Source organism: Actinomyces timonensis DSM 23838, assembly GCF_000295095.1.
In the GTDB taxonomy this organism is placed as follows: Bacteria; Actinomycetota; Actinomycetes; order Actinomycetales; family Actinomycetaceae; genus Actinomyces; species Actinomyces timonensis.
The window spans coordinates 526,450-549,493 of the sequence record NZ_JH806633.1 but is presented as its reverse complement, the minus strand read 5'-3'; the positions used below and the strand labels follow the sequence as shown (position 1 = coordinate 549,493).

16 protein-coding genes and 4 tRNA genes are annotated in these 23,044 nt (G+C 71.5%); 5 read left to right on the top strand and 15 right to left on the bottom strand.

The window, feature by feature from the left end; translation table 11 throughout:
* Positions 1 to 119: 119 nt before the first annotated feature.
* The 4 genes from gap to rapZ form a co-directional block, all read right to left on the bottom strand.
* A complete protein-coding gene (gene gap, locus A1QA_RS0108880; RefSeq protein ID WP_017178557.1) occupies positions 120 to 1,127 on the bottom strand; it encodes a type I glyceraldehyde-3-phosphate dehydrogenase in 1,008 nt (335 codons plus the stop codon).
* A gap of 281 nt (positions 1,128 to 1,408) precedes the next feature.
* Entirely contained in the window at positions 1,409 to 2,389 is a 981-nt protein-coding gene (gene whiA, locus A1QA_RS0108875; RefSeq protein WP_017178556.1) for a DNA-binding protein WhiA, read from the bottom strand.
* Between the two features lie 53 nt (positions 2,390 to 2,442).
* On the bottom strand, positions 2,443 to 3,450 hold the full coding sequence (locus A1QA_RS0108870) for a gluconeogenesis factor YvcK family protein (protein WP_017178555.1): 1,008 nt from the start codon (positions 3,448 to 3,450) through the stop codon (positions 2,443 to 2,445).
* A gap of 3 nt (positions 3,451 to 3,453) precedes the next feature.
* Positions 3,454 to 4,455, bottom strand: a complete 1,002-nt coding sequence (rapZ, locus tag A1QA_RS0108865) for an RNase adapter RapZ (RefSeq protein ID WP_017178554.1) — start codon at positions 4,453 to 4,455, stop codon at positions 3,454 to 3,456.
* Positions 4,456 to 4,754: 299 nt separating this feature from the next.
* Here rapZ and purT point away from each other — a divergent pair, with 299 nt between their 5' ends.
* Complete coding sequence (gene purT, locus A1QA_RS0108860) at positions 4,755 to 5,975, top strand: formate-dependent phosphoribosylglycinamide formyltransferase (protein WP_043508502.1); 1,221 nt, start codon at positions 4,755 to 4,757, stop codon at positions 5,973 to 5,975.
* Between the two features lie 108 nt (positions 5,976 to 6,083).
* On the opposite strand, the gene A1QA_RS0108855 is transcribed toward purT, so the two are convergent.
* From A1QA_RS0108855 to A1QA_RS0108840, 4 genes are all read right to left on the bottom strand, one after another.
* On the bottom strand, positions 6,084 to 6,293 hold the full coding sequence (locus tag A1QA_RS0108855) for a TOBE domain-containing protein (RefSeq protein WP_026048828.1): 210 nt from the start codon (positions 6,291 to 6,293) through the stop codon (positions 6,084 to 6,086).
* 81 nt (positions 6,294 to 6,374) lie between these two features.
* Complete coding sequence (locus A1QA_RS0108850; RefSeq protein ID WP_017178551.1) at positions 6,375 to 7,223, bottom strand: PRD domain-containing protein; 849 nt, start codon at positions 7,221 to 7,223, stop codon at positions 6,375 to 6,377.
* 189 nt (positions 7,224 to 7,412) lie between these two features.
* Positions 7,413 to 8,852, bottom strand: coding sequence for a glycoside hydrolase family 1 protein (locus A1QA_RS0108845; RefSeq protein WP_017178550.1), 1,440 nt, complete (start codon positions 8,850 to 8,852; stop codon positions 7,413 to 7,415).
* A gap of 46 nt (positions 8,853 to 8,898) precedes the next feature.
* The gene (locus A1QA_RS0108840; RefSeq protein WP_026048827.1) at positions 8,899 to 10,812 is read right to left on the bottom strand and encodes a beta-glucoside-specific PTS transporter subunit IIABC; all 1,914 of its coding nucleotides are present in this window, start codon (positions 10,810 to 10,812) and stop codon (positions 8,899 to 8,901) included.
* Positions 10,813 to 11,026: 214 nt separating this feature from the next.
* Between A1QA_RS0108840 and A1QA_RS0108835 the strand changes: the two genes are divergently transcribed.
* Positions 11,027 to 11,875, top strand: coding sequence for a Cof-type HAD-IIB family hydrolase (locus A1QA_RS0108835; RefSeq protein ID WP_017178548.1), 849 nt, complete (start codon positions 11,027 to 11,029; stop codon positions 11,873 to 11,875).
* Between the two features lie 66 nt (positions 11,876 to 11,941).
* Here the strand turns inward: A1QA_RS0108835 and uvrC are convergent, their stop codons facing one another.
* The 4 genes from uvrC to A1QA_RS0108815 form a co-directional block, all read right to left on the bottom strand.
* Positions 11,942 to 14,086, bottom strand: coding sequence for an excinuclease ABC subunit UvrC (gene uvrC / locus A1QA_RS0108830; protein WP_017178547.1), 2,145 nt, complete (start codon positions 14,084 to 14,086; stop codon positions 11,942 to 11,944).
* Positions 14,087 to 14,161: 75 nt separating this feature from the next.
* A tRNA-Val gene (locus tag A1QA_RS0108825) sits at positions 14,162 to 14,233 on the bottom strand.
* 1 nt (position 14,234) lies between these two features.
* Positions 14,235 to 14,305 (bottom strand) — tRNA-Cys (locus A1QA_RS0108820).
* Between the two features lie 40 nt (positions 14,306 to 14,345).
* Positions 14,346 to 14,418, bottom strand: a tRNA-Gly gene (locus tag A1QA_RS0108815).
* Positions 14,419 to 14,576: 158 nt separating this feature from the next.
* Between A1QA_RS0108815 and A1QA_RS0108810 the strand changes: the two genes are divergently transcribed.
* A tRNA-Val gene (locus tag A1QA_RS0108810) sits at positions 14,577 to 14,649 on the top strand.
* A 658-nt stretch (positions 14,650 to 15,307) separates the two neighbouring features.
* On the opposite strand, the gene A1QA_RS0108805 is transcribed toward A1QA_RS0108810, so the two are convergent.
* The 3 genes from A1QA_RS0108805 to pdxS all read right to left on the bottom strand — a co-directional run bounded on the left by A1QA_RS0108805 (position 15,308) and on the right by pdxS (position 18,245).
* Positions 15,308 to 16,684, bottom strand: coding sequence for a UTP--glucose-1-phosphate uridylyltransferase (locus A1QA_RS0108805; protein WP_026048826.1), 1,377 nt, complete (start codon positions 16,682 to 16,684; stop codon positions 15,308 to 15,310).
* 101 nt (positions 16,685 to 16,785) lie between these two features.
* A complete protein-coding gene (pdxT, locus tag A1QA_RS0108800; RefSeq protein ID WP_017178545.1) occupies positions 16,786 to 17,370 on the bottom strand; it encodes a pyridoxal 5'-phosphate synthase glutaminase subunit PdxT in 585 nt (194 codons plus the stop codon).
* Positions 17,367 to 18,245, bottom strand: coding sequence for a pyridoxal 5'-phosphate synthase lyase subunit PdxS (pdxS, locus tag A1QA_RS0108795; protein ID WP_026048825.1), 879 nt, complete (start codon positions 18,243 to 18,245; stop codon positions 17,367 to 17,369). Before pdxS ends, pdxT begins: the two co-directional genes overlap by 4 nt.
* Positions 18,246 to 18,425: 180 nt before the next feature.
* Here pdxS and pdxR point away from each other — a divergent pair, with 180 nt between their 5' ends.
* Both pdxR and A1QA_RS14130 read left to right on the top strand, forming a co-directional pair.
* Positions 18,426 to 19,844: a MocR-like pyridoxine biosynthesis transcription factor PdxR gene (pdxR, locus tag A1QA_RS0108790; protein WP_017178543.1), complete on the top strand. Its 1,419-nt coding sequence runs from the start codon at positions 18,426 to 18,428 to the stop codon at positions 19,842 to 19,844.
* Positions 19,845 to 19,995: 151 nt separating this feature from the next.
* Positions 19,996 to 23,037 (top strand): DUF2339 domain-containing protein, encoded by a 3,042-nt coding sequence (locus A1QA_RS14130; RefSeq protein ID WP_043508387.1) that lies wholly within the window; start codon positions 19,996 to 19,998, stop codon positions 23,035 to 23,037.
* Positions 23,038 to 23,044: the final 7 nt, after the last annotated feature.

The window sequence follows — 23,044 nt, the reverse complement described above, 5'->3', positions numbered from 1 at the left end:
ATGGAGGATGGGTGGCCGACGCCCGCGCACGCTGGGCGTGCGCGGGCGTCGGTTCATCGGGTGCTCACGGTGCTCTTCACGCCGCGCCTCCCGATCGCTGGCTCAGCTCGTGCGCTGGTTCAGGCGAGCTTGGAGCCGACCAGGGCGGTCAGCTGCACGAGGCGGTTGGAGTAGCCCCACTCGTTGTCGTACCAGGACAGGACCTTGACGAGGTTGCCGATGACCTTGGTCTCGGTGGCGTCGAAGATCGAGGAGTGCGGGTCGCCGACGATGTCGGTGGAGACGATCGGGTCCTCGGTGTAGGAGAGGATGCCCTTGAGCTCGCCCTCGGCGGCGGCCTTGACGGCGGCCTTGACGGACTCGACGGAGACCTCCTTCTCGGCCTGGAAGGTCAGGTCGGTCAGGGAACCGGTCGGGGTGGGGACGCGGACGGCGAGGCCGTCGAACTTGCCCTTGAGGTCGGGCAGGACGAGGGCCACGGCCTGGGCGGCACCGGTCTTGGTGGGGATCATGTTGAGGGCGGCGGCGCGGGCGCGACGCAGGTCCTTGTGCGGGGCGTCGAGAACGCGCTGGTCACCCGTGTAGGAGTGGATGGTGGTCATGATGCCCTGGACGATGCCGAAGTTCTCGTGGAGGACCTTGGCCAGCGGCGCGAGGCAGTTGGTGGTGCAGGAGGCGTTCGACACGATGTTCATCGTGGCGTTGTCGTAGTCGGCCTCGTTGACACCCATGACGAAGGTGCCGTCGACGTTCTTCGCCGGGGCGGAGATGACGACCTTCTTGGCGCCGGCGTCGATGTGGGCCTTGGCCTTCTCACCGTCGGTGAAGAAGCCGGTGGACTCCACGACGACCTCAACGCCGAGCTCGCCCCAGGGGAGCTGGGCCGGGTCGCGCTGCTCGAGGACCTTGATGTGCTTGCCGTTGACGGTGATGCCGTCGTCGTCGAAGGAAACCTCGCCGTCGAAGCGACCAAGGATGGAGTCGTACTTGAGGAGGTGGGCGAGGGTCTTGTTGTCGGTCAGGTCGTTGACCGCGACGACCTCGATGTCGGCGCCCTGCTCAAGCGCGGCACGGAAGAAGTTGCGGCCGATGCGGCCGAAGCCGTTGATACCAACGCGGGTGGTCACTTTGTGTCCTCCTAATGCGCCGGTGAGGCGCACGGTTACGTAGTTCTAGCGCATCCATCGATGCGCCCCGGCCCGCCGGATGATCCCGCGAGGGATCCGTGGGCCGGCTCGCCGAGTCTACCGTCACAGCACGGTGAGGCGCGACTCAAATCCACGCCCTCGGCGAACGCCTCCACGCAGCTGGCGTGATCGGCTCGTGATACCCGCGGCAGGGGGACTGACGTCCCAAGCGGCGCCTTTGGTAACGGCCTTCCGAGCGGCCGGCTCCCCGCCCCGGGCGGCTACAGATCGAGCATGTCCGGGGTGAGGACAGACTCCGTGTCGGGGATGCCCAGGTCGTGGGCGCGCTTGTCCGCCATGGCGAGCAGGCGGCGGATGCGCCCGGCGACGGCGTCCTTGGTCAGCTGCGGGTCGGAGAGCTGGCCGAGCTCCTCGAGGCTGGCCTGCTTGTTGGCGATGCGCAGGCGGCCGGCCTCGATGAGATGGGCCGGGACGTCGTCGCCCAGGATTTCGAAGGCCCGCTCCACGCGCGCCCCCGAGGCGACGGCGGCCCGGGCGGAGCGGCGCAGGTTGGCGTCGTCGAAGTTGGCCAGGCGGTTGGCGGTGCCGCGGGACTCGCGGCGGCTGCGCCGCTCGCCCCAGGTCGTGAAGGCCTCCTTGGCGCCCATCCGGTCCAGCAGGACGCCGATGGCCTCGCCGTCGCGCACGACAACGCGGTCGGTGCCGCGCACCTCGCGGGCCTTGGCGGCCACGTCGAACCGGCGGGCGGCGCCCACGAGCGCCAGGGCGGCCTCGGAGCCCGGGCAGGTGACCTCCAGGGAGGAGGAGCGGCCCGGCTCGGTCAGCGAGCCGCGGGCGAGGAAGGCGCCCCGCCAGGCCGCGGCGGCTGAGGTCCGCACGCCGTGGACGACGGCGACGGGCATGCCGCGCACGGGGCGGCCGCGCCCGTCGACGAGCCCGATGAGGCGCGCGAGCTCCTTGCCGCGCTCGTTCACGCGCAGCACGTACCGGGTGCCGCGGTGCAGGGATCCACCCTGGACGACCATGACCTCGGGCTCCATGCCGAAGAGCTCCTTGAGGTCGTGGTGGAGGCGGCGCACCGCCCCGCCGTGGTCGAGCTCGGCCTCGACGACGATGCGCCCCGAGACGATGTGGAGCCCTCCGGCGAATCTCAGCATCGATGCCACCTGGGCGCGGCGCTGCGCGGTGCTCTCCGCGCTCACGCGCGCCAACTCGTCCTTGACGGTGACGGTCAGCGACATACCTTCCGCTCTCCTCGCTCGTGCCTGGCTGAGGGGCTGGGCCGCGCCCCGGGTCACTCCCCCGGCGCGCCGCCGATGCCGACATCGCCCACCACGCCGTCGAAGGCGTCCCGGAAGGCGGCGGCCAGCCGCAAGGGGTCATGGTTGCACATGGAGTCCCCGGTGCGCACCTGCCGGAGGATCACGGTTGCGCCCATAGCGCCCGCGACCTCCTCGAGATCGTCGAGGTCCTCGACGGTGGAGGGGTCGGCGAGGACCACGTCGAGGCGCAGCTCGGGGGCGTGCTCGCGCAGGACCCTCAGGAGATCGGCCGAGGTCATGCCATCGGTCTCCCCGCTCTGCGCGGTCAGGTTGAGGACGACGGCCCGCCGGGCGCGGGTGGTCACCAGCGCCTCGCGCAGGGAGGGAAGGATGACGTGGGGCAGGACGGAGGTGTACCAGGAGCCGGGGCCCAGGACCACCCACTCGGCCTCCTCGATGGCGTGGATGGCCTCGGGGTGGGCCTGCGCGTCCTCGGGGACGACGGCGACGTTCTCGAGCCGGCCGCGCGTCTTGGCCACGGCCACCTGGCCGCTCACACGCGCGCGCTCCTCGCCGTTGACGATGTCCGCCTCGATGACCAGCGGGGAGGCGCTCATCGGGACGACCCGGCCGTGGATGCCCAGCAGGCGCCCCACCCAGCTCAGGCCCTCGACCTCGTCGCCGAGCAGCTGCCACAGCGCCAGGATGAGGAGGTTGCCCAGGGCGTGGTTGTCCAGCTCCCCTTCGCCCGAGAAACGGTGCTGGAGGACGTCGCGCCAGGTGAGGCCCCATTCCGACTCGTCGCAGAGCGAGGCCAGGGCCATGCGCAGGTCGCCCGGGGGCAGGCAGTCGAACTCCTTGCGCAGACGGCCCGAGGAGCCGCCGTCGTCGGCGACGGTGACCACCGCCGTGAGCCGGCTCGTCACATGCCGCAGAGCCCGCAGGGTGGCGGACAGGCCGTGGCCGCCGCCCAGGGCGACGACAGCGGGGCCCTCCTCCCCGCGCCGGGGCCATCCCCCGGAGTCGATGGTGGTCGGCATGGCTCACTCCCGTCCGAGGTCGCGGTGCTGGGTGTTGACGCGGAACCCGCGCGAGCGCAGGCGCGCCGAGATGCGCTCGGCGGAGGCCACGGAGCGGTGCTTGCCGCCAGTGCAGCCCACGGCGATCGTGACGTTCGGCTTGAGCTCGTCGACGTAGTGCGGCAGCGCCGGCGCGAGCAGGTCGGCGTAGCCGTCGACGAAGGCGGCGGCGCCGGGCTGGCGGAAGACGTACTCGGCCACGGGAGCGTCCCGCCCCGTCAGGTGGCGGAGCTCGGAGACCCAGTACGGGTTGGGGATGAAGCGGACGTCGAGGACCTGGTCGGCGTCGACGGGCAGGCCGTACTTGAAGCCGAAGCTCATGACGTTGACGCGCAGGGCGAGGTCGGACTCGGTGGCCACGAGGTCGCGCACGCGGCGGGCGAGGTCGTGGACGGACAGGTCGGTGGTGTCGATGACCATGTCAGCGGTGCCCTTGAGCCCGCCCAGCAGCGTGCGCTCGTGCTCGATGCCGTCGAGGATGGACGAGGTGCCCTGCAGCGGGTGAGGGCGGCGGGACGACTCGAAGCGCCGCACGAGGACGGCGTCGGAGGCGTCGAGGAAGAGGACGCGCACGTTGGTCCCGCTCTCGCGGACCTCGGCGAGGTAGCGCATGAAGTGGGAGAAGAACTCCCGGCTGCGCACATCGACGACGGCGGCCAGCTGATGGACGCCCGCGCCGACGGTGGTCATCATGCCCGCCAGGGCCGGCAGCAGCTGGGGCGGGAGGTTGTCGACGACGTACCAGTCGAGGTCCTCCAGGGCGTTGGCGGCGCGGGAGCGGCCTGCCCCGGACATGCCGGTGACGATGATCATCTGGGGGCTCGTGGCCGGTGCCACGGGCGGCGCCGCCTCGTCGATCCGGGGGATCTCGATGGGCACCGTGTCCTGGCGGAGCCCGGTGGCCCGGTCGTCGGCCTCGTCCTCGCGGCCGGAGGACCGGGGCCGCGTCGTGCGATGGTTCTCCATGGGTCAAGCATCGCATGACGGGCGGGCCTGTAGCCTGCTCCTGCTCACCGGGTTCGGACTCCGGGGAGCCCCGCGACATCTTCTCGGTCTTTCCCCGCACTGCGCCGCCAGGGCGCGCTCGCGGTTCCCGGCCCCACCACACAGGAGTCACGCGCATGAGCACCAGCGCCGCCGCTTCCAGCCGCACCAGTGGTCGTTCCCTCCCCTCCCCCGCCTCCGCGACTCCCGGCGCCTCCGGTGCCTCCGCCGTCGTCGATGCCGGCTCGCGCACGGACGGGGCTGGCCCAACCGTGCCGCTCATGCCGCTCTTGCCGCTCTTGCCGCTCGGCACCCCGTGGACCACCGGGGCGACCCGTGTGGCGCTCCTCGGCTCGGGCGAGCTCGGCAAGGAGGTGGCGATCGCGCTGGCGCGCCTGGGCGTAGAGGTCATCGCCATCGACCGCTACGACGGCGCCCCCGCCCAGCAGGTGGCGCACAGCGCGCTGACCGTCGATATGTCCGACGCGCGCGAGCTGGCCGCGGCGATCCGCTCCTGCGGGGCGCAGGTCGTCGTCCCGGAGATCGAGGCGCTGGCGACGGACGCGCTCGAGGCCGTGGAGGCCGAGGGTGTCCGGGTGGTGCCGACGGCGCGCGCCGCCCGCCTGACGATGGACCGCGAGGGCATCCGGCGCCTGGCCGCGGAGGAGCTGGGCCTGCCCACGAGCCCCTATGTCTTCGCCTCCTCGCCCGCCGAGCTGCGCGCCGGGGCCGAGGAGGTCGGGCTGCCCTGCGTCGTCAAGCCGGTCATGTCCTCCTCGGGGCACGGGCAGTCCGTGGTGCGCTCGTTCGATGAGCTCGACGCCGCCTGGCGGCACGCGGCCGAGGACGGCCGGGTGGATCGGGGCCGGGTGATCGTGGAGGGCCTCGTGCGCTTCGACACCGAGATCACCCTGCTCACGGTGCGCTCGCGTGACGCGCTCACGGGCGCCACCGTCACCTCGTTCTGCGAGCCGATCGGCCACCGCCAGGCGGGCGGCGACTACGTCGACTCCTGGCAGCCGCAGGCGCTGCCAGCAGCGGCGCTCGAGCGCGCCCGCGAGGTGGCCGGGCGGATCACCGAGGCCCTTGGCGGCTGGGGCGTGTTCGGGGTGGAGCTGTTCATCTGCGGCCAGGAGGTGCTGTTCTCAGAGGTCTCGCCGCGCCCGCATGACACGGGCATGGTGACGATGGCGAGCCAGCGGCTGTCCGAGTTCGAGCTGCACGCCCGCGCGCTCCTGGGCCTGCCGGTGGACACGGCCCTGCGCTCGCCGGGCGCCTCGGCGGTCATCAAGTCCCCGGGCGCGTCGGCTCCGGGCCAGGGCGCGCGATTCGACGGCGTCGCCGAGGCGCTGGCCGTTCCGGGCGCGGAGGCGCGGCTCTTCGGCAAGCCGGAGGCGCATGAGGGCCGCCGTCTCGGGGTGGCGGTAGCGGAGGGCGTGAGCGTCGAGGAGGCGAGGCAGCGGGCCGCCCGCGCCGCCCAGTCCATCCGCGTCCTCCTCTAGCCCCAGCCCCCACTCTCCCATCGAGACCGGGCGAAATCAGGAACGAAACCGGCCGGTTTTCCACAGGCCGGGGCGCGCGGACCGCCACGCCCCGGCCTCTGGCAACGGTCAGTCGACGGCCACCATCACCGAGGAGGCCTTGACGACGGCGTATGCCTCCGCGCCGACGGCCAGGCCGAGCTCATCGATCGCCGCATTGGTGATCGACGAGGTGACGACCATGCCCGGGGCGATCTCGATCTTGACGACGCCGTTCACGGCGCCCTTCTCGATTGCGACAACCGTGCCCTTGAGCTGATTGCGTGCGGAGAGCTTCATCATGTGTCCTTCTGTCAGGGTCTACGAGCATGTTGAGCGGGGCGGGCAGCCAGTGGCGCTCGCTCCGGCAGAGCCAGCAGGTTACCGCTTCCCGTCGATACTCGAATCGAGGAGCCGGGCGATGTGGATCGCGAGATAGCTGGTCTCGTCCGCTCGGATCGTGACGCCGATCCGCTCGGCCAGGAGGGAGGCAACGTCCTCGGCGAGCCGGAAGGCCGCGGGATAGCGCCGCCTCAGGGGCTCCGCGATGAGCCCGGCGGTTCCGTCGTCGATCTGCGCGCCGCTGCGGGCGCGGGCGAGGAAGTAGCGCAGATGCGTGGCGAAGCGGGCGGCGTGGATGGAATCACGGTCAATCCCGCCCGGCACGGCGTCGTCGATGAGCTCGATCGCCTGGGCCACGATCCGGGACTGCGCCGAGGCGTCCTGGATGGAGGCCGCCCCGGTGGCCGCGGCGAAGAGGTGGAGGGCCAGGGCGAAGGCCTCCCCCTCAGGCAGCCGGATCGCTTGGGAGGAGTTAAGGTCGGCCACCATCCGCTCGGCCAGGCGCAGCTCCTCGGGGTGGAGGTGGGCGACCTCGGCGCGCAGGGGGTAGTCCATGCGCTCTCCGCGGCGGGCGCGCTCGAGGGCCTGGTGGACGTGATCGACGACGGCGATGAGGCCGGCGGAGGTGATGGTAGCGCCGAGGTCCTTGACCGCCTGGGTGAAGATCTCCTCGATGAGGGCGATGCGGCCCAGTGGGATCTCGGAGAGCATCTGGCCGACGAGGCCCGCGTCCTGCGCGGTGACGTAGCGGCGGGCGATGAGCGATTCGTCGAGGTCCTGCCCGGCCTTGCGCCCGAAGGCGAGGCCGCGGCCCGTGGCGACGACCTCCCGCCCCAGGGCATCACGGGCCAGAACGACGTTGTTGTTGAAGACCCGCAGGATTCTCACTCCCCGAGTGTGCCACACCACACCTCAAGACCCTTCCCCCTCCCTCCCATCGAGACCGGGCGATCAGCACGCCGAGACCGGGCGAACAGCACCGCGAGATGCGAAACCACGCGGGAATTCCGAATCTCGCGGTGCTGTTCGCCCGGTCTCGCTCATAGGAGGGAGCGATGAATAGGCGGGGCGCCGGGGTCAGTCGCTGGTGGCCTGGAGGGTCGCGCCGTTGGAGGCGATGAGCTCCTTGTACCAGCCGAAGGACTTCTTCCGGTAGCGCGCCAGACTCCCCTCGCCGTCGTCGTCGCGATCGACGTAGATGAAGCCGTAGCGCTTCGACATCTGCGCGGTGGAGGCCGAGACGCAGTCGATGCAGCCCCACGAGGTGTAGCCCATGACGTCGACGCCGTCGGCGATCGCCTCGGCCACCTGCACGAGGTGGTCGTTCATGTAGGCGATGCGGTAGTCGTCCTCGACGGTCGGCCCGTCGGGCCCCTCAATGAGCACGTCCTTGGCCCCGAGCCCGTTCTCGACGACGAACAGCGGCTTGCCCCACCGGTCCCAGAACTGGTTGAGGATGATGCGCAGGCCCACCGGGTCGATCTGCCACCCCCACTCGGAGGCGGGCAGGGTCGGGTTGGGCACGCCGCCCATGATGTTGCCCGGCCCCTGGTCGACCGCCTGGGTGCCGGTGTCGCACACGGACATGTAGTAGGAGAAGGACACGAAGTCGACCGTGTGCTCCTTGAGGGTGGCCAGGTCGCCGTCAGCGATGTCGAGCTCGATGTCCTTCTCCGCGAGGGTCCGCAGGAGGTAGCCGGGGTACTCGCCGCGCACGTGGACGTCGGAGAAGGCGAGGTTGGCGTGGTCGGCCTGGAGGCAGGCGAGCACGTCGCGCGGGTCCGGGGTGAGCGGGTAGATCGGCACGCCGATGACCATGCAGCCGACCTTGATGTCCGGGTTGATCTCGTGGGCGATCCTCGTGGCGCTGGCTGAGGCGACGAGCTCGTGGTGGATCGCCTGGTAGAGGTCCTTGGGCGCCAGCTGCTCCTTGGGCGTGTTGATGCCGCCGGACAGGAGCGGGGCGTGGAGCACGGAGTTGATCTCGTTGAAGGTCAGCCAGTACTTGACGCGGTGCCCGTAGCGCTCGATCACCGTGCGCGCGTAGCGCTCGTAGAAGCCGATGAGGCGCCGGTCGGTCCATCCGTCGTAGGCCTCGGCGAGGTGCAGCGGGGTCTCGTAGTGGCTGAGGGTGACGAGTGGCTCGATGCCGTGCTTCTCGAGCTCGTCGAGCACGCGGTCGTAGAAGGCCAGGCCGGCCTCGTTGGGCTCGGCCTCGTCGCCGCGCGGGAAGATCCGCGACCAGGCGATGGAGAAGCGGTAGACCTTGAAGCCCATCTCGGCGAAGAGCGCGATGTCCTCGGCGTAGCGGTGGTAGAAGTCGATGGCCTCGAGCTTGAGGTTGTCGGGGGTCGGCTTCTCAGTGCGGGGGGCGACGATGCCGTGGGGCATGACGTCCTGGATGGACAGCCCCTTGCCGTCGACGTCGTAGGCGCCCTCGACCTGGTTGGCGGCGGTGGCGCCACCCCAGAGGAATCCCTCGGGGAAGCGGGGTGTGAAAGCGGTTGTTCCAGTCATTCTTTATCTCCTTGATCGTTGATGGATAGTTGCTCGCCGGGGCCTCTCAGTGGTCGATCTCGACGATGGTCTCACCCGCGCGCACCTCGCCGTCGATGATCGGGACGACGGCGCCCAGGCTGGCCGTGTTGGTGACGACGACGATCGTCGTGGTGTCGTATCCGGCGTCGCGCACCGCGGCGAGGTCGACGTCGACGAGCGGGTCCCCGATGCTCACGCGGTCCCCGACGGCGACGCGCGGGGTGAAGCCGGCGCCCTTGAGGTTGACGGTGTCGATGCCCACGTGGATGAGGATCTCGACGCCGTCGTCCGCCTTGATGCCGAAGGCGTGCCCGGTCTCCATGGCGGTGATGATCGTTCCGGCGGCCGGTGCGGCAAGGCCGCCGGCGCTCGGGACGATCCCGACGCCGTTGCCCAGCGCGCCGGAGGAGAAGACCGGGTCCTTGACCCGCTCGAGCGGGAGGGCGCGGCCGTCGACGGGGGCGACGAGCGCGGTGGTGGGCTCGGCGTCGGCGACGGCGGTCGAGCTGCCCGCGCCAGCTGCCCCTGCCGCCTTTGCGGCCCCGGCGGCACTGCCCGCCTGCTCCCCCGCGGCGACGGCGTCGTCCTTCACGCCGAACATGAAGGTGAGGGTGAAGGCGATGATGACGCCGACGATGACGCCGATGAGCCACACGACGAAGTGCGGGGTCTCGAGGTAGGCCGGGAGCCCGATGAGCGAGGGGAAGACCCCGGCCTGGGAGACGCGCCCACCGGCGAGCGCCCCGATGGCCCCGCCGACGGCGCCTCCGAGGATGCCGAAGTAGAAGGGGAGCTTCCGGGGCAGGTTGATGCCGTAGATGATCGGCTCGGTCACGCCGGCGAGGAAGCCGGACAGCGAGGCGGGGCCGGCGAGCTCGCGGACCTTGGCGTCGCGGCTGCGGAGCATGACGGCCAGGCCGGCGGCGGCCTGCGCGAGGACGGCGGCCTCGATGGGCCCGTAGATGAGGGAGTAGCCGTTGGTGGTGATCTCCTGGGTCATGATGGGCACGAGCCCCCAGTGGAGGCCGAACATGACGAAGACCTGCCAGAATCCGCCGATGACGATGCCGCCGAGCAGGGGGACGTGGACGAACAGCCACTGGACGCCCGAGGCGATGCCGTCGGCGACGGTGGTGGTGAGCGGGCCGATCGTCAGCAGGGTGAGGGGCACCATGATGAGCACGGTGATCCAGGGGGTCATGAAGTTGCGGAAGGCGCTGGGAAAGACCCGGTTGCAGACCCGCTCGATATAGCTCTGCACCCACACAGCCACGATGATGGGCAGCACCGAGGACGTGTAGCTCATGATGACCAGCGGAATGCCGAGGAAGCTGTGGGAGCCGCCGTCGTTCATCGCGATGATCGAGGGGTAGACGAGGGCCCCGGCGATCGCCATGGCGGTGAATTGGTTGGCCTTGAAATGCCGTGCCGCCGTCACCGCGAGGACGAGCGGGAGGAAATTCATGAAGGCGTCGGCGGCGGCGTTGAGGACCGTGTAGGTGTCCGAGGCCTTGTCGATCCAGTTGAAGGTGGCGAACATGGCGAGGAAGGCCTTGAAGAGGCCGGTTCCCGCCAGGGTCCACAGCACCGGTAAGAAGATCGCGGAGACGAGGGCGATGAAGGCGTCCAACGGGTTGCGCGACGCCGCCCCGCCCTTTTCGCCCTCGCCCTTCTCCGAGCCGAGGCCTGGCAGGAGGGCCTGCATCTCGGCGAAGAGCAGCGGGACGTCGTTGCCGATGACCACCTGGTACTGGCCCCCGGTCTGCACCACTGTGACGACGCCGGCCATGTCCTTGATGGCGGCGGAATCCGCCTTGGACTCGTCCTTGAGGACGAATCGCATACGGGTGGCGCAGTGGGAGAGCGCGGAGATATTCGCCTCTCCCCCGATCCGCTGAAGTAGATCCGGCGCCATTGCCGCGTAGTCGACTTTTGCCACGAAGAGCCTCCTTGCCTTCCCGCGATCCGCTCCGGGGAAATAAAAAAGACCCGAGGCGCCTCTCACGCAGCACGGCGTGAGGCGTCTCAGGTCTTGCCCCGGGTGGGTCACAATCCTGGTGGGCGATTGCCCACGGATGACGGTACGCGGAACGCCCTTGGCACAACAAGACCACCATCGTATGCTGCACGTCACACCTACGGAGGAGGGAAGCATGGGCATCCCCGCCACGACCAGGATCCTCCTGATCGACGTCGACGGCACGCTCGTCACCTACGAGAACACGGTCCCGGCCTCCGCGGCGCAGGCGCTGCGCCGCGCGCGGGCGGCTGGCCACCGCCTCTATGCCTGCACGGGCCGATCCCGGGCGGAGATGCCGCCGCCGCTGTGGAGCCTGGGCCTGCACGGCATGATCGGCGGCAACGGCGGATACGTGGAGGACGATGGCGAGGTGGTCCTCCACAGCCACCTGAGCGCCGAGCAGTGCGGGCAGGTGGTCGGCTTCCTGCGCGAGCGCGGCCTCACCTTCTACCTGGAGGCGAACTCGGGGCTCTACGCCCCGCCGGATTTCGTCGAGCGGGCGCTCCCAGCGCTGCGCACCTACATGGCGGGCAAGGGCGCCGACGCCACCCGCCTGACCGTCACGGACGTCTTCCCGGATGTGATCCTCACCGAGGACCTCGTGCGCGGGGACATCAACAAGATCAGCTTCGTCCTGGCCGACCCCATCGCCGATATGGAGGCGGCGCGCGCCGCGTTCCCGACCCTGCTCGCCGGGACCTGGGGCGGGCGCGGCCATGAGGCGCTGTTCGGGGACCTGGCGCCGGTGACCTCCACGAAGGTCGAGGCGATCGAGGCCCTGCTCGCGCACCTGGGCGCGGGACGCGAGCAGGCGGTGGCCTTCGGTGACGCGGACGTGGATATCGACATGCTGCGCTACTGCGGCACCGGGGTGGCCATGGGCAATGGCTCCGACGGCGTCAAGGCGGCGGCGGACCTGGTCACCTCGGATGTGGAGGAGGACGGCCTGGCGCGGGCGTTGGAGCGGCTGGGCCTCGTCTGAGGGGCCTGGGGGCCTGGGGGCCTGAGGGAGTCTGAGCCCCGCTCCCCCGGCGTCACTCCTCCGGCGTCATTCCTCCGGCTTCGCGGGCTTCGCGCCACCGAGGCGCTCGTGGATAGTGGCGGCGAGCGCCGGGCCGATGCCCTTGACCTCACTGATCTGCTCGACGCTCGCGGCACGGATGCGCTTGACCGACCCGAAGGCCTTGAGCAGCGCGGCCTGACGGGCCGGCCCGAGGCCGGGGACGTCGTCGAGCACGGAGCGGGTCATGCCGGCGGAGCGCTTGGCGCGGTGGTGTGTGATGGCGAAGCGGTGGGACTCGTCGCGCAGGTGCTGGAGGAGGTAGAGGGCGGGCGAAGTGCGCGGCAGGATGACGGGGAACTCGTCGCCGGGGACCCAGATCTCCTCCAGGCGCTTGGCCAGTCCGACGATGGGCGTGTCGATACCGAGCTCGTCGAGGACGGCGCGGGCGGCACCGACCTGCGGCAGTCCGCCGTCGACGACGACGAGGCCGGGCGCGTAGGAGAAGCGCTTGGCCCGGCCGGTCTCGGGGTCGATGGGGCCGGAGGCGACGGCCACGCCCTCGGCGTCCTCGATCTGCTCGGCGGTCTCCTCGGCGGATAGCTCGGCCGTCCCCTGGCCCTGCTCGGCGAGGAGGCGCTTGAAGCGACGGGTGAGGACCTCGCTCATGGCGGCGGTGTCGTCGGCGGCGCCGGAGCCGTCCTCGCCGCGGATGATGAAACGGCGGTAGTCGGATTTGCGGGGGGCGCCGTCCTCGAAGACCACCATGGAGCCGACCTGGTGGGTGCCCTGGGTGTGGGAGATGTCGTAGCACTCGATGCGCAGGGGCGCCTCGGGCATGTCGAGGGCCTCGGCGAGCTCGTCGAGGGCGGCCGAGCGCTGGGTGAGGTCGCCGGCGCGCCGTGTCTTGTGGAGGCGCAGGGCCTCCTCGGCGTTCTTGCGGACGGTCTCCATGAGGGCGGCCTTGTCGCCACGGGCGGGGACGCGCAGGTCGACGGCGGCGCCGCGCAGTCCGGCGAGCCAGGCGCGCACTGCGGGGGCATCGTCGGGAAGGACGGGGACGAGCACTTCCCGGGGAACGGCGGTGGTGGCGGTGTGGGCGACGTCGTCAACGCTGGTGGCGGCGGCCTCGGCTCGCCGGGGGGCAGCCTCGCCCTCCCGCGGGGCGCGCGGGGCCGGGGAGGCGATGGCGCGGCCGCCGACGCCGACGGAGGTGGTCGGCCCGGAGGTGGGGGCGCCGTCGTCGCCGGGGTCGGGGAGGTCGGCGTAGACCTGCTGGATGAGGCGCTCGATGAGGTCGGCGTCGGTGGCGTCGTCGGGGGTGTCGATGACCCAGCCGCGCTGGCCGCGGATGCGCCCGCCGCGCACGTGGAACACCTGGACAGCGGCGGTGAGCTCGTCGCGCACGAGGCCGAAGACGTCGGCGTCGGTGGCGTCGGGCAGGACGACGGCGTTGCGCTCGATGACCTTGCGCAGGGCGGCGGCGTCGTCGCGCAGGCGGGCGGCCTTCTCGAAGTCGAGGGCGCCGGCGGCGGCGCGCATCTGGGACTCGACCTCGCGCAGGTACGGGCCGGTGCGGCCGGCGAGGAAGGAGCAGAGGTCCTCGGCGAGGGCGCGGTGGTCGGGGGCGGAGATGCGGCCGACGCAGGGGGCTGAGCATTTGTCGATGTAGCCCAGGAGGCAGGGGCGGCCGGAGGCCTTGGCGCGTTGGAAGACGCCGGCGGAGCAGGAGCGGACGGGGAAGACGCGCAGGAGCTGGTCGAGGGTGTCGCGGATGGACCAGGCCTGGACGTAGGGGCCGAAGTAGCGGGCTCCGCGCTTGCGTGCGCCGCGCACCACCTGGGCGCGGGGGAACTCCTCGCCGAGCGAGATCATGAGGTAGGGGTAGGACTTGTCGTCCTTGTACATGACGTTGAAGCGCGGGTTGAACTCCTTGATCCAGGAGTACTCCAGGGCGAGGGACTCCACCTCGGTGGCCACGACGGTCCACTCGACGGCGCAGGCGGTGGTGACCATCTTCTGAGTGCGGGGGTGGAGGGCGGCGAGATCCTGGAAGTAGTTGCTCAGGCGCGCGCGGAGGTTCTTGGCCTTGCCGACGTAGATGACGCGGCCCTCGGGGTCGAGGAAGCGGTAGACGCCGGGCGACGTGGGGATCTCGCCTGTGGCGGGGCGGTACGTCGAGGGGTCTGCCATGGCTGGTGCCTTACTCCCATAGCCCGGGGACGGACAGAAAAACCCGGACCGCGGGGTCCGGGTGGGGGCTGTGAGTGGGCGATACTGGGTTCGAACCAGTGACCTCTTCCGTGTCAGGGAAGCGCGCTACCGCTGCGCCAATCGCCCGAGGTGGGTACCGGATTCGAACCGGTGTAAACGGCTTTGCAGGCCGGTGCCTAGCCTCTCGGCCAACCCACCAGTGAGATGCTGGGGGCTGGGTGGCCGCCCGGCTCCTCGGAGCGGATGACGGGACTCGAACCCGCGACCCTCACCTTGGCAAGGTGATGCTCTACCAACTGAGCCACATCCGCATGTTGTCCCGATCTCCCCGGCTCATCGCCGGATCGCTCGGTGCTGCGCAACCATATCACCCCTCCTCGGCGAGCGCGCAAATGACATGGCGGTGACTCACCTCACCGGACCCCCGTTTGCCGGGCGAGGCCGGTTCTGGCTACTCTGTGCGGGCATCGGGCGATTGGCTCAGGGGTTAGAGCGCCTCGTTCACACCGAGGAGGTCACTGGTTCGATTCCAGTATCGCCCACTACCGCGTTGGGGCCCGGACTGAGAAGTCCGGGCCCCAATGCTGTTCCTGGGTGCCGGGCGCTGGCGGGGCCGCTCGCGACCGCCCAGCGCTTCCCAAGACGTCCCCACGCGAGCCCCGGCGGTCTCCAGGTGCTGTGCCGGCGGCGCGACGTCGTCGGCGACTCCCGCGTCGCGCTCCGCCCTTCTGTCTGTACGGGGGTTCGGGCAGCAAGACGCGGTTTCAAGGCACAGGCCGGGGGTCGCGACCCCGTCCTGAAGGGGAAAACCCCGGCCAGATGGCTGAACCCCCGTCCAGAGGGCCACGACGGCGACCTATCAGGAGACGGCCCACCTGGGTTCGTATCGGAGTCCCGCACCCCAGCGGTCATCCAGGATCAGGCACCACAGGCGGCACGGGCGGGATCGGGAGGTACGAGTGGGGCCCGCCGCCATCGAGCTCCGGCTATGCATTCTTCTCCGGCAACTCGGCCCGGACTGTCAATTCTGCGGCCGTGGGCACGTGATGAAGTGAGAGCCGCCAAAGCGATCGTTGGTATTCCAACGATCCTCAACGGAGCACCTCAAGCGTCCCTCGCCGACGGCAGCAGAATTGACACGCATCCTCACCAGAAGGCCCACCCTAGAAGCCAGGCCCCTGCCTCTCCCCCGCTCCGCTCTCAGAGGCGGGCGCCGTCGGCGACGGTGCCGGGCGAGCCGGCCTCCTCCACGACGGCGTCGCCACTGACCACGACGCCGTCGCCGAAGGTCCAGTCGCCGCGCACCGTCAGCGTGCGGGCGCCCCGGATCGAGGGCACCCCCGCCGGGAATCGCGCCTCGAAGTCCTGGATCTTCTTGTAGTAGCGCGGGTCGAGGTCCACGGTGCAGGAGGTCTCGGAGACCATCTGCAGCAGGCCGTCCTCATCCACCTCGTACACGTCGGAGCGCACGAGGAGGAGGTCGTTCGTCGTCTTGACCGGCAGGAAGCGGCTGCGCGGCACCTCCACGGCGGTGGCACCCTCGAAGGCCTCGACCGCCGCGCCCATGGCCGTCTCCAGCTGGTAAACCGGCGTCGAGGAGCTGTCCGACGGGTCCACGGTCTTCTCGTTGCGGATGAGCGGAAGGCCGAGGATCCCATTGCGCTCGGTGAGCGTGGCGCGCAGGACCTCCAGGTCGAACCAGAGGTTGTTCGTGTGGAAGAAGGGGTGGCGGAACTGGTCGGTGAAGTAGTGCATCTCGTCGGCGGGAGTCTGCGCGGTGTCGCGCAGGATGATGCGCCCATCCGCCTTGCGCACCGCCAGGTGCCCGCCCTTGACGTCCGCCGGGGTGCGCCGGCACATCTCCGGGGCGTAGGGGGCGCCGGAGGCGGCGAACCAGCCCGAGATCCGGGCCGACGGCGCCGCGCCCAGGTTGTCCGCGTTCGACGTCATCGCGTACTTGTAGCCGCGCTCGATGAGGGCGTCGAGCACACCGGAGGCCACGAGCGCGGTGTAGATGTCGCCGTGCCCCGGCGGGCACCACTCCAGGGACGGATCGGCCTCCCACTCGACCGGCTCGAGGTCGTCCTGCCGGATCTTCGGGATGCGGTTCTGGAGGAAGTCCAGCGGCAGCCCATCGACGGCGATCCCCGGGTGCCGCTCGAGGGCGGCGAGCGTGTCCTCGCGAGTGCGGAAGGAGTCCATGAAGATGAGCGGCAGGCTGACGCCGTACTTGACGCGGGCGGCCTCCACCTGCCCGACGAGGAGGTCGAGGAAGGACTTGCCGTCGCGCACCGGCAGGAGGCTCTTCGCGCGGCTCATGCCCATCGAGGTGCCGAGCCCGCCGTTGAGCTTGATGAGGACCGTGCGGGACAGGGCCTCGCGCGCGTCCTCCTCACTGATCTCGACGGCGTCGATCGAGTCGATAGCGGTGAGCGGCTCGATCGTGTCCTCGGGGATGAGGCCGGTGGCTCCGGCCTCCAGTTCCTTGTAGTAGTGGGTGAAGACGTCGATGGCCTCCTGGGCCACCTCGCCCTGCCGCATCTTCGCCTGTGCCGCTCGCAATCCGCTCTCGCTCATGGCTCAGAGCCTACCCGCGTGGCCGCCGGGATGTGAACGATACCAACGGGCTTTCCGATGCTCTCCCATTGCCCTCCGATCAGGCTCGAAGGCGCGCCCGTTCAGGCGAGGAGCTCGCGGTGGATCGTCGTGTCCCCGGTGAGCTCGGGGTGGAAGGCGACGCCGATGATCCGCCCGCCCGCGCCACCAGCACCGCCCGTCCCGCTCATCTGCTCCACGCCAACGACGCTGGCCGGCTCATCGGGCCGCCTCGGGTCCGTCCATGTGGAGAGGACCTCGACGCCGTCGCCCACACGGGCCACCCGCGGCGCCCGGATGAAGGCGGCCCGCACGCGCCCGCCGCGCCAGGGCAGGACTGCCTCGGCGGAGTCCACCTGGGGGCCGAAGGCGTTGCGCTCGACGTCGACGTCCAGGACGCCCAGGCGGGCGAGCAGGATGAGGCCGGCGCAGGTGCCGAGGGTCGGCAGGCCCCGCGCGGCGTCGGCGAGCGCCTGGGTGAGGCCGAAGGCGTCGAGCAGGCGCAGGAGGGTGGTGGATTCCCCGCCGGGCAGGATGAGGGCGTCCAGGCGCGTCAGGTCGCCGGGGCGGCGCACGGGAACCGCCTGGCTCCCCAGGGCCTCCACCATGCGGGCGTGCTCGGCCACCCCTCCCTGGAGGGCGAGGACGCCGACGCGCCGGGCACTCACCAGCCGCGCTCCGCCAGGCGGTGCGGCGCGGGGACGTCGGCCACGTTGATGCCGACCATCGCCTCGCCCAGGCCCCGGGAGACCTCGGCGATGACGGCGGGGTCGTCGTAGGCGGCGGTGGCGCGCACGATGGCGGCGGCGCGGGCGGCGGGGTCCCCGGACTTGAAGATCCCGGAGCCGACGAAGACGCCGTCGGCGCCGAGCTGCATCATCATGGCGGCGTCCGCGGGGGTGGCGATTCCCCCGGCGGTGAAGAGGACCACGGGGAGGCGCCCGGCGCGGGCCACCTCGGCCACGAGGTCGTAGGGCGCCTGGAGCTCCTTGGCGGCCACGTACAGCTCGTCGGCGGGCAGGCCCCGCAGACGCGCGATCTCCGCGTTGATCGTGCGGATGTGGCGGGTGGCCTCGGAGACGTCGCCGGTGCCGGCCTCGCCCTTGGAGCGGATCATGGCGGCGCCCTCGGCGATGCGGCGCAGGGCCTCGCCGAGGTTGGTGGCCCCGCAGACGAAGGGGACGGTGAAGGGCTGCTTGTCGATGTGGTGGGCGTAGTCGGCCGGGGAGAGGACCTCGGACTCGTCGATGTAGTCGACGCCGAGGTGCTGGAGGACCTGGGCCTCGACGAAGTGCCCGATGCGGGCCTTGGCCATGACGGGGATGGAGACGGCGTCGATGATGCCGGCGATGAGGTCCGGGTCGGACATGCGGGCGACACCGCCCTGGGCGCGGATGTCCGCGGGCACGCGCTCGAGGGCCATGACGGCGACGGCGCCGGCCTGCTCGGCGATGACGGCCTGCTCGGGGGTGACGACGTCCATGATGACGCCGCCCTTGAGCATGTCGGCCAGGCCGCGCTTGACGAGTGGGGAGCCGGTCATCGGAGCGGCGGTCGCGGCGCCGGGCGCGTCGGCGGTGCTGGAAGGGGTGGAGGGTGCTGCGGGCGCAGTGGGTGCTGTGGGAAGCGGGGTGTCGGTCATGACGCGATCCTTTCGGCTCACGTGGTCCATAGGTGAGTCCACATCTGATCGATTCTTGTGGACCACCGCTACCCTGGGCCCATGACCCCGCATCGCCAGACGCCCCCGCGCGCGCCGCGGCGGGAGCGACCCGCCGGGTCCCCCGCCGCTTCCCCCACCGGCTCCGACGGCGAGGCGCCGCGCGAGCGGGCGGGCGGCGGGCAGTCGCTGCCGCAGCGGATCGTCGCCGACATCCACGGGCGCATAACCTCCGGCCTCCTCGCGCCCGGTGACCGCCTCCCGGCCACCCGTCATCTGGCGGCCGAGCTGGGGGTCTCCCGCGGGAGCGTCGTCGCCGCCTACGAGCAGCTCATCGGCGAGGGCTACCTCGTGGCCACGCATGGGGGCACACGCGTCGACCCCGCGCTCCCCCACTCGGCGCCGCCCGCCGCCCCCAAGGCCCGTGCCACCGCGAGCGCCCCTGCCCCGGCGGCCCTGCGGCCCGGCGCGCCGGACGTCTCTGAGGTGACATCTGCGCTGTGGCGGGCGTCCTGGCGCGCCGCCGCGGCGGACCCCAGGCCCCATCCGCCGCAGGGCTCCGAGGAGCTGCGCGCGCTCCTGGCCGAGCACGTCCGCCTCACCAGGCGCGTCACGATCGACCCGCACCGGATCCTCGTCACCGCCGGCGCCCGCGATGGCCTGCGGCTCGTCCTGTCCGCGCTGCCCGCCACGGGCCGGCTCGGCGTGGAGGACCCCGGCTACCCCTCGCTGCGCGCCGTCCCCCGCCTGCTGGGCTGGCGCACGACGCCCCTGGCCAGGGATGCCGACGGCGCTCTCCCGGAATCACTGGAGGGCGTCGAGGCCGCGCTCCTCACCCCCAACCACCAGTTCCCCACCGGTGGGCGGATGCCCGCAGTGCGGCGCCACGCGCTCCTGGACGCCGCCGCGGCGAGCGGGACGCTGCTCATCGAGGACGACTTCGACGCCGAGCTCCACGAGGCGCCGGCGCCCCTCCTCGCCTCGGGGAGCGGCGGTCCTATCGCCCTGCTGGGCTCCTTCTCGGCCAGCCTCACCCCGGCGCTCGGGCTCGGCTGGGTGGTCGTCCCCGAGGGCCTCGTCGATGAGGTCGCCCAGCGATGTGTGCCGGTGTCCGGGATCGTCCAGGACGCGATGACCCGCTACCTCCGCCAGGACGGGCTGCGCCGCCACGCGGCGAGGGCGCGCCGCCTCGACCGGCGGCGGCGCGAGGTGTTCCTCGAGGCCTTCCCCTCCGGCACGCCCATGGAGGGCGGGCTCCACGCCGTCGTGCCGCTGGCGCCGGGCGCTGACGAGGGGGCCGCGGTGGCCAGGGCCCGCGCCGCGGGTCTCGGCGTCGAGGGCCTGGGCTCGTACTGGTCGGTCAGGGGGCGGGGCGGGTGGCCGGGGATCGTCCTGGGGCTCGGCAGCCGCTCGCCCGAGCGCCTGCGCGAGCTGCTCGATCAGCTCCGGGTGGCGCTGGGGCCTCGAACTGTCGCTGGCTGAGCAACCTGGGGCCTGTGCTGAAATGGCCTGGGCATTGCGGGGACCTCTCACCATCGGATTCCCACGCGCGCTCGACCGGGCTCGTAAAGTGTGACCTGTCCCATTTCCCTGCTGACCAGCCGGACCCACCGGACCAGCACCAGGAGACATGATGACCGACCCCATTGACGGGCGAGATCCCGATTCCACATCGAGCCACTCCCACGACACGGATGTCGAGAGACGACTCCACGCGCTTGAGACCACGATTGAGGCAATCGCAGGGCTGCTCGCCCAAGCAGCGGAGCTCGCCTCCGAGTGCGCCCATCCACCCGCCGCCCCGCAAGCGACCGCAAGGAGCGGGCCTGAGCCCGCCGAAGAGCACGCGGCCATCCCCGTGCCCGCCACGACGCGGGCCTTCCCGACCATGGCCGGCAAAGGACCGGTACCCACGAGCGCCGACGACGCCCAGGCCGTGACGCCCGAGCCCGAGCGCGCTCCCGGGGAGGGTTCTGAGCACGAGCCCGAGCGGAAGGCCCGCCCGGCGGCGGCTCCCGCGCTCGCCGCCGGTGCGGAAGCGAGCGCGAAGCCAGAGCCGGCCTCCGCGCCGGAGCCCACGTCCGCACCGTCGCCCGAGAGCGCATCAGCCTCCTCCCCAGAGCCCGCCTCCCAGCGGCGCCCCGCCCTGGGCGGCGCCCCCGGCACCACCGGTGCCAGCAGCCCCGCCGCGGCCGCTGCCGCCGCCGCAGCACCGACCGGGAGTCCTGCGCAGGCCCCAGTGCACGGCCCTTTGGCAGGGCCGATGCGCGGCCCTGTCCCGCCCGGCGCGCCCGGCGTTGTCGGACCCGCGGCGCGCGCCGGGGCGATGCCCCGGCCCGGTCTCATGCCCGGGGGCCAGCCCATGGTCCGGAACACGCGGCAGGCTCCCCCCTCATACCCGATGCCGCCCGCCGGAATGCCGGATAGGCAGGCCGCTTCTCCTGCCGCCGCGCCGGGCCAGCCCTCTGCCGCGCGCGAGGACATCGCTTCCGAGGCGGAGTTCAAAGCATTCTGGAACCCTCCCACCGAGGAGGAGGCCCGCGAGTCCAGGCTCAAGGCGTGGGCGCGCGAGGGCAATATCGGCCGGCACCTGCTCTCCGGAGCCGCGGCCATCCTCGTCACCCTCGCCGCGGTGAGCCTGCTCATCATGGTGTGGGACTCGATCCCCAACGTCGTCAAGATCGGCGCGCTCGGCGCCGTCGCCCTCGCCCTCGTGGCAGCGGGAACCCGCCTCGGCTCGACCAAGCCCCGGCTGCGGGTCACCGCTGCCACGCTGACGGGCACTGGTGGCGTTCTAGGCTTCGTCGCGCTTATCGGCGCCGAGGTGCTCCACCTGGGGATTCCCCTGCTCGTCCTCATGCTGCTCATGATGGGATGGGCACTGTTCCTCCTGGCGCTGTCCTCCTACAGCCGCCAGTTCTTCACCGCGATCATCTCGACGCTCGGCGCGCTCACCACGATGGGCTTCGTCGTGGCGAGGGCCCATGACGAGCCGGCCAGCGCCGGGATGCACGGGACTATCCTCGTCGTCTACGCCCTGCTCCTGGCTGGCACCGCCTCCTGGCTCGGCGCCCAGGGCACCAAGCGGGTCCCAGTGCCCAACGCGGGCGGGTCGGGGCCCGGCACGGGAGTCGGAGAAGTCACGGGAGGCTCGGCGCCGCGCCTCCCCGTGGCGGCGTGGTACCCGGCGACGTCCCTCGTCGTCCTCGCCTTCGTCCTGCTCTTCGACGTGCCCTCCCTCATCCGCGATGAGCAGCCCTTCCTATGGATCCTTCTCAACGCGCTCGCCTGGCTGGCGGCTCAGGCCCAGTGCCTGCACCTCGGCCTGCTCCTGTCGCGCTCGAAGTGCCGCGCGCTCACCGGCTGGGAGTGGGTCCTCGATGCGGCCATCACTGCCGTGCCCGTCCTGAAGGCACAGATCTGGCAGGACGGCCCCACGCAAGCGCTCCTCCTCATCATGATCGCGGCGAGAACCGCCATCGCGCTCGGCCTCCTCTCGGGCAGGGGCGATGCCAGTTGGCGGGGCCGCTGCGCCGTCGGGATCATCCCCGGGGCGATCGTCATCGCCCTGGGGACCCCGGCGGTCTCGCTCTACCTCACCGCGCCCGCGGCGATCCTCATCGGAGCGGTTTCCATCGCCGCCGCGCGCCACGGGTGGACGCCCGCCGTCGGCCTTCCCGCCCTGGCTGGCTCCGCGCTGCTCGTCCTGCCGCGCGAGAACGTGCCGACATCGCTCTGCGTGCTGCTGGCGCTGGGCCTGTTCCTCGCCGGGACCCTCATCGCGGAGCGCCTCATGCGCTCCGATGGGTCCCCCCGCAGCCTGTCGTTCCTGCGCCCCGCGCTTGCGGCGACGGTGTTCTGCGTGATCGTCACTCTCAGCGCCCGCGTGGCGGTGCTCATCTCGGACGTCGAGTTGGGCGTCACCATGCTCCAGGTCTGCGCGACGCTCCTCAGCTGCCTGCTCATCCTCGCGGGTCTGACCTCGCCGGCCCTCACGCCTTTGGCCCTGCTGGGCTTCCGGCGGTTCGGCGCCCGGGGCGGCGTCGATGAGGACGGCGGCCCGACCATGCCGTCTCCCCCACCGGCGTCCTGGATAGCAGTGCTCGCGATGTGGCTGCTCGCCCTCACAGATCTCGCCGTCAGCGCGCGCAGCGACACGTTCCTCGAGGACGCCCTTGTCTCCGTGGCTGCCGTGTCCGCGGGGGCCGTCGCGGGCTGGCTGCTCACGCCCTGGGTCGGAGTCGGCGCCCACTCCCTGCTGATCGCCATCCCGGACACGCTCATCGGCCTGGGGGCGCTGGCGATCCTCACCGGTTCGACGGCGTCGTCCTTGCTCATGACGGTGGCGATCCTTGCGATCGGCGGCCTCTGCATCCTCGTGGGCTTCAGGATGCGCGCCACCGAGCTGCGGCACTACGGCCTGGTGCTCGTGCTCCTGGCGGTCTTCAAGCTCGCGCTGGTCGACCTGTCCACGCGCAGTTCCGCCATGCGCGTGGTCTCGCTGGCGGGCGCGGGCATCGTCTGCTTCCTGCTGTCGCTGGCGTACAACAGGCTCGCGGAGGACACCGCACCGTCCCAGGGCGGCGCGCCTGCGGGCGCGTCCGGGCCAGCAGCGGGCTCGGCCGAGGGCCGGGCGTCCTCCCTGGGCATCGACCCCTATCTTCCGAAGCGGTGATCAGCAC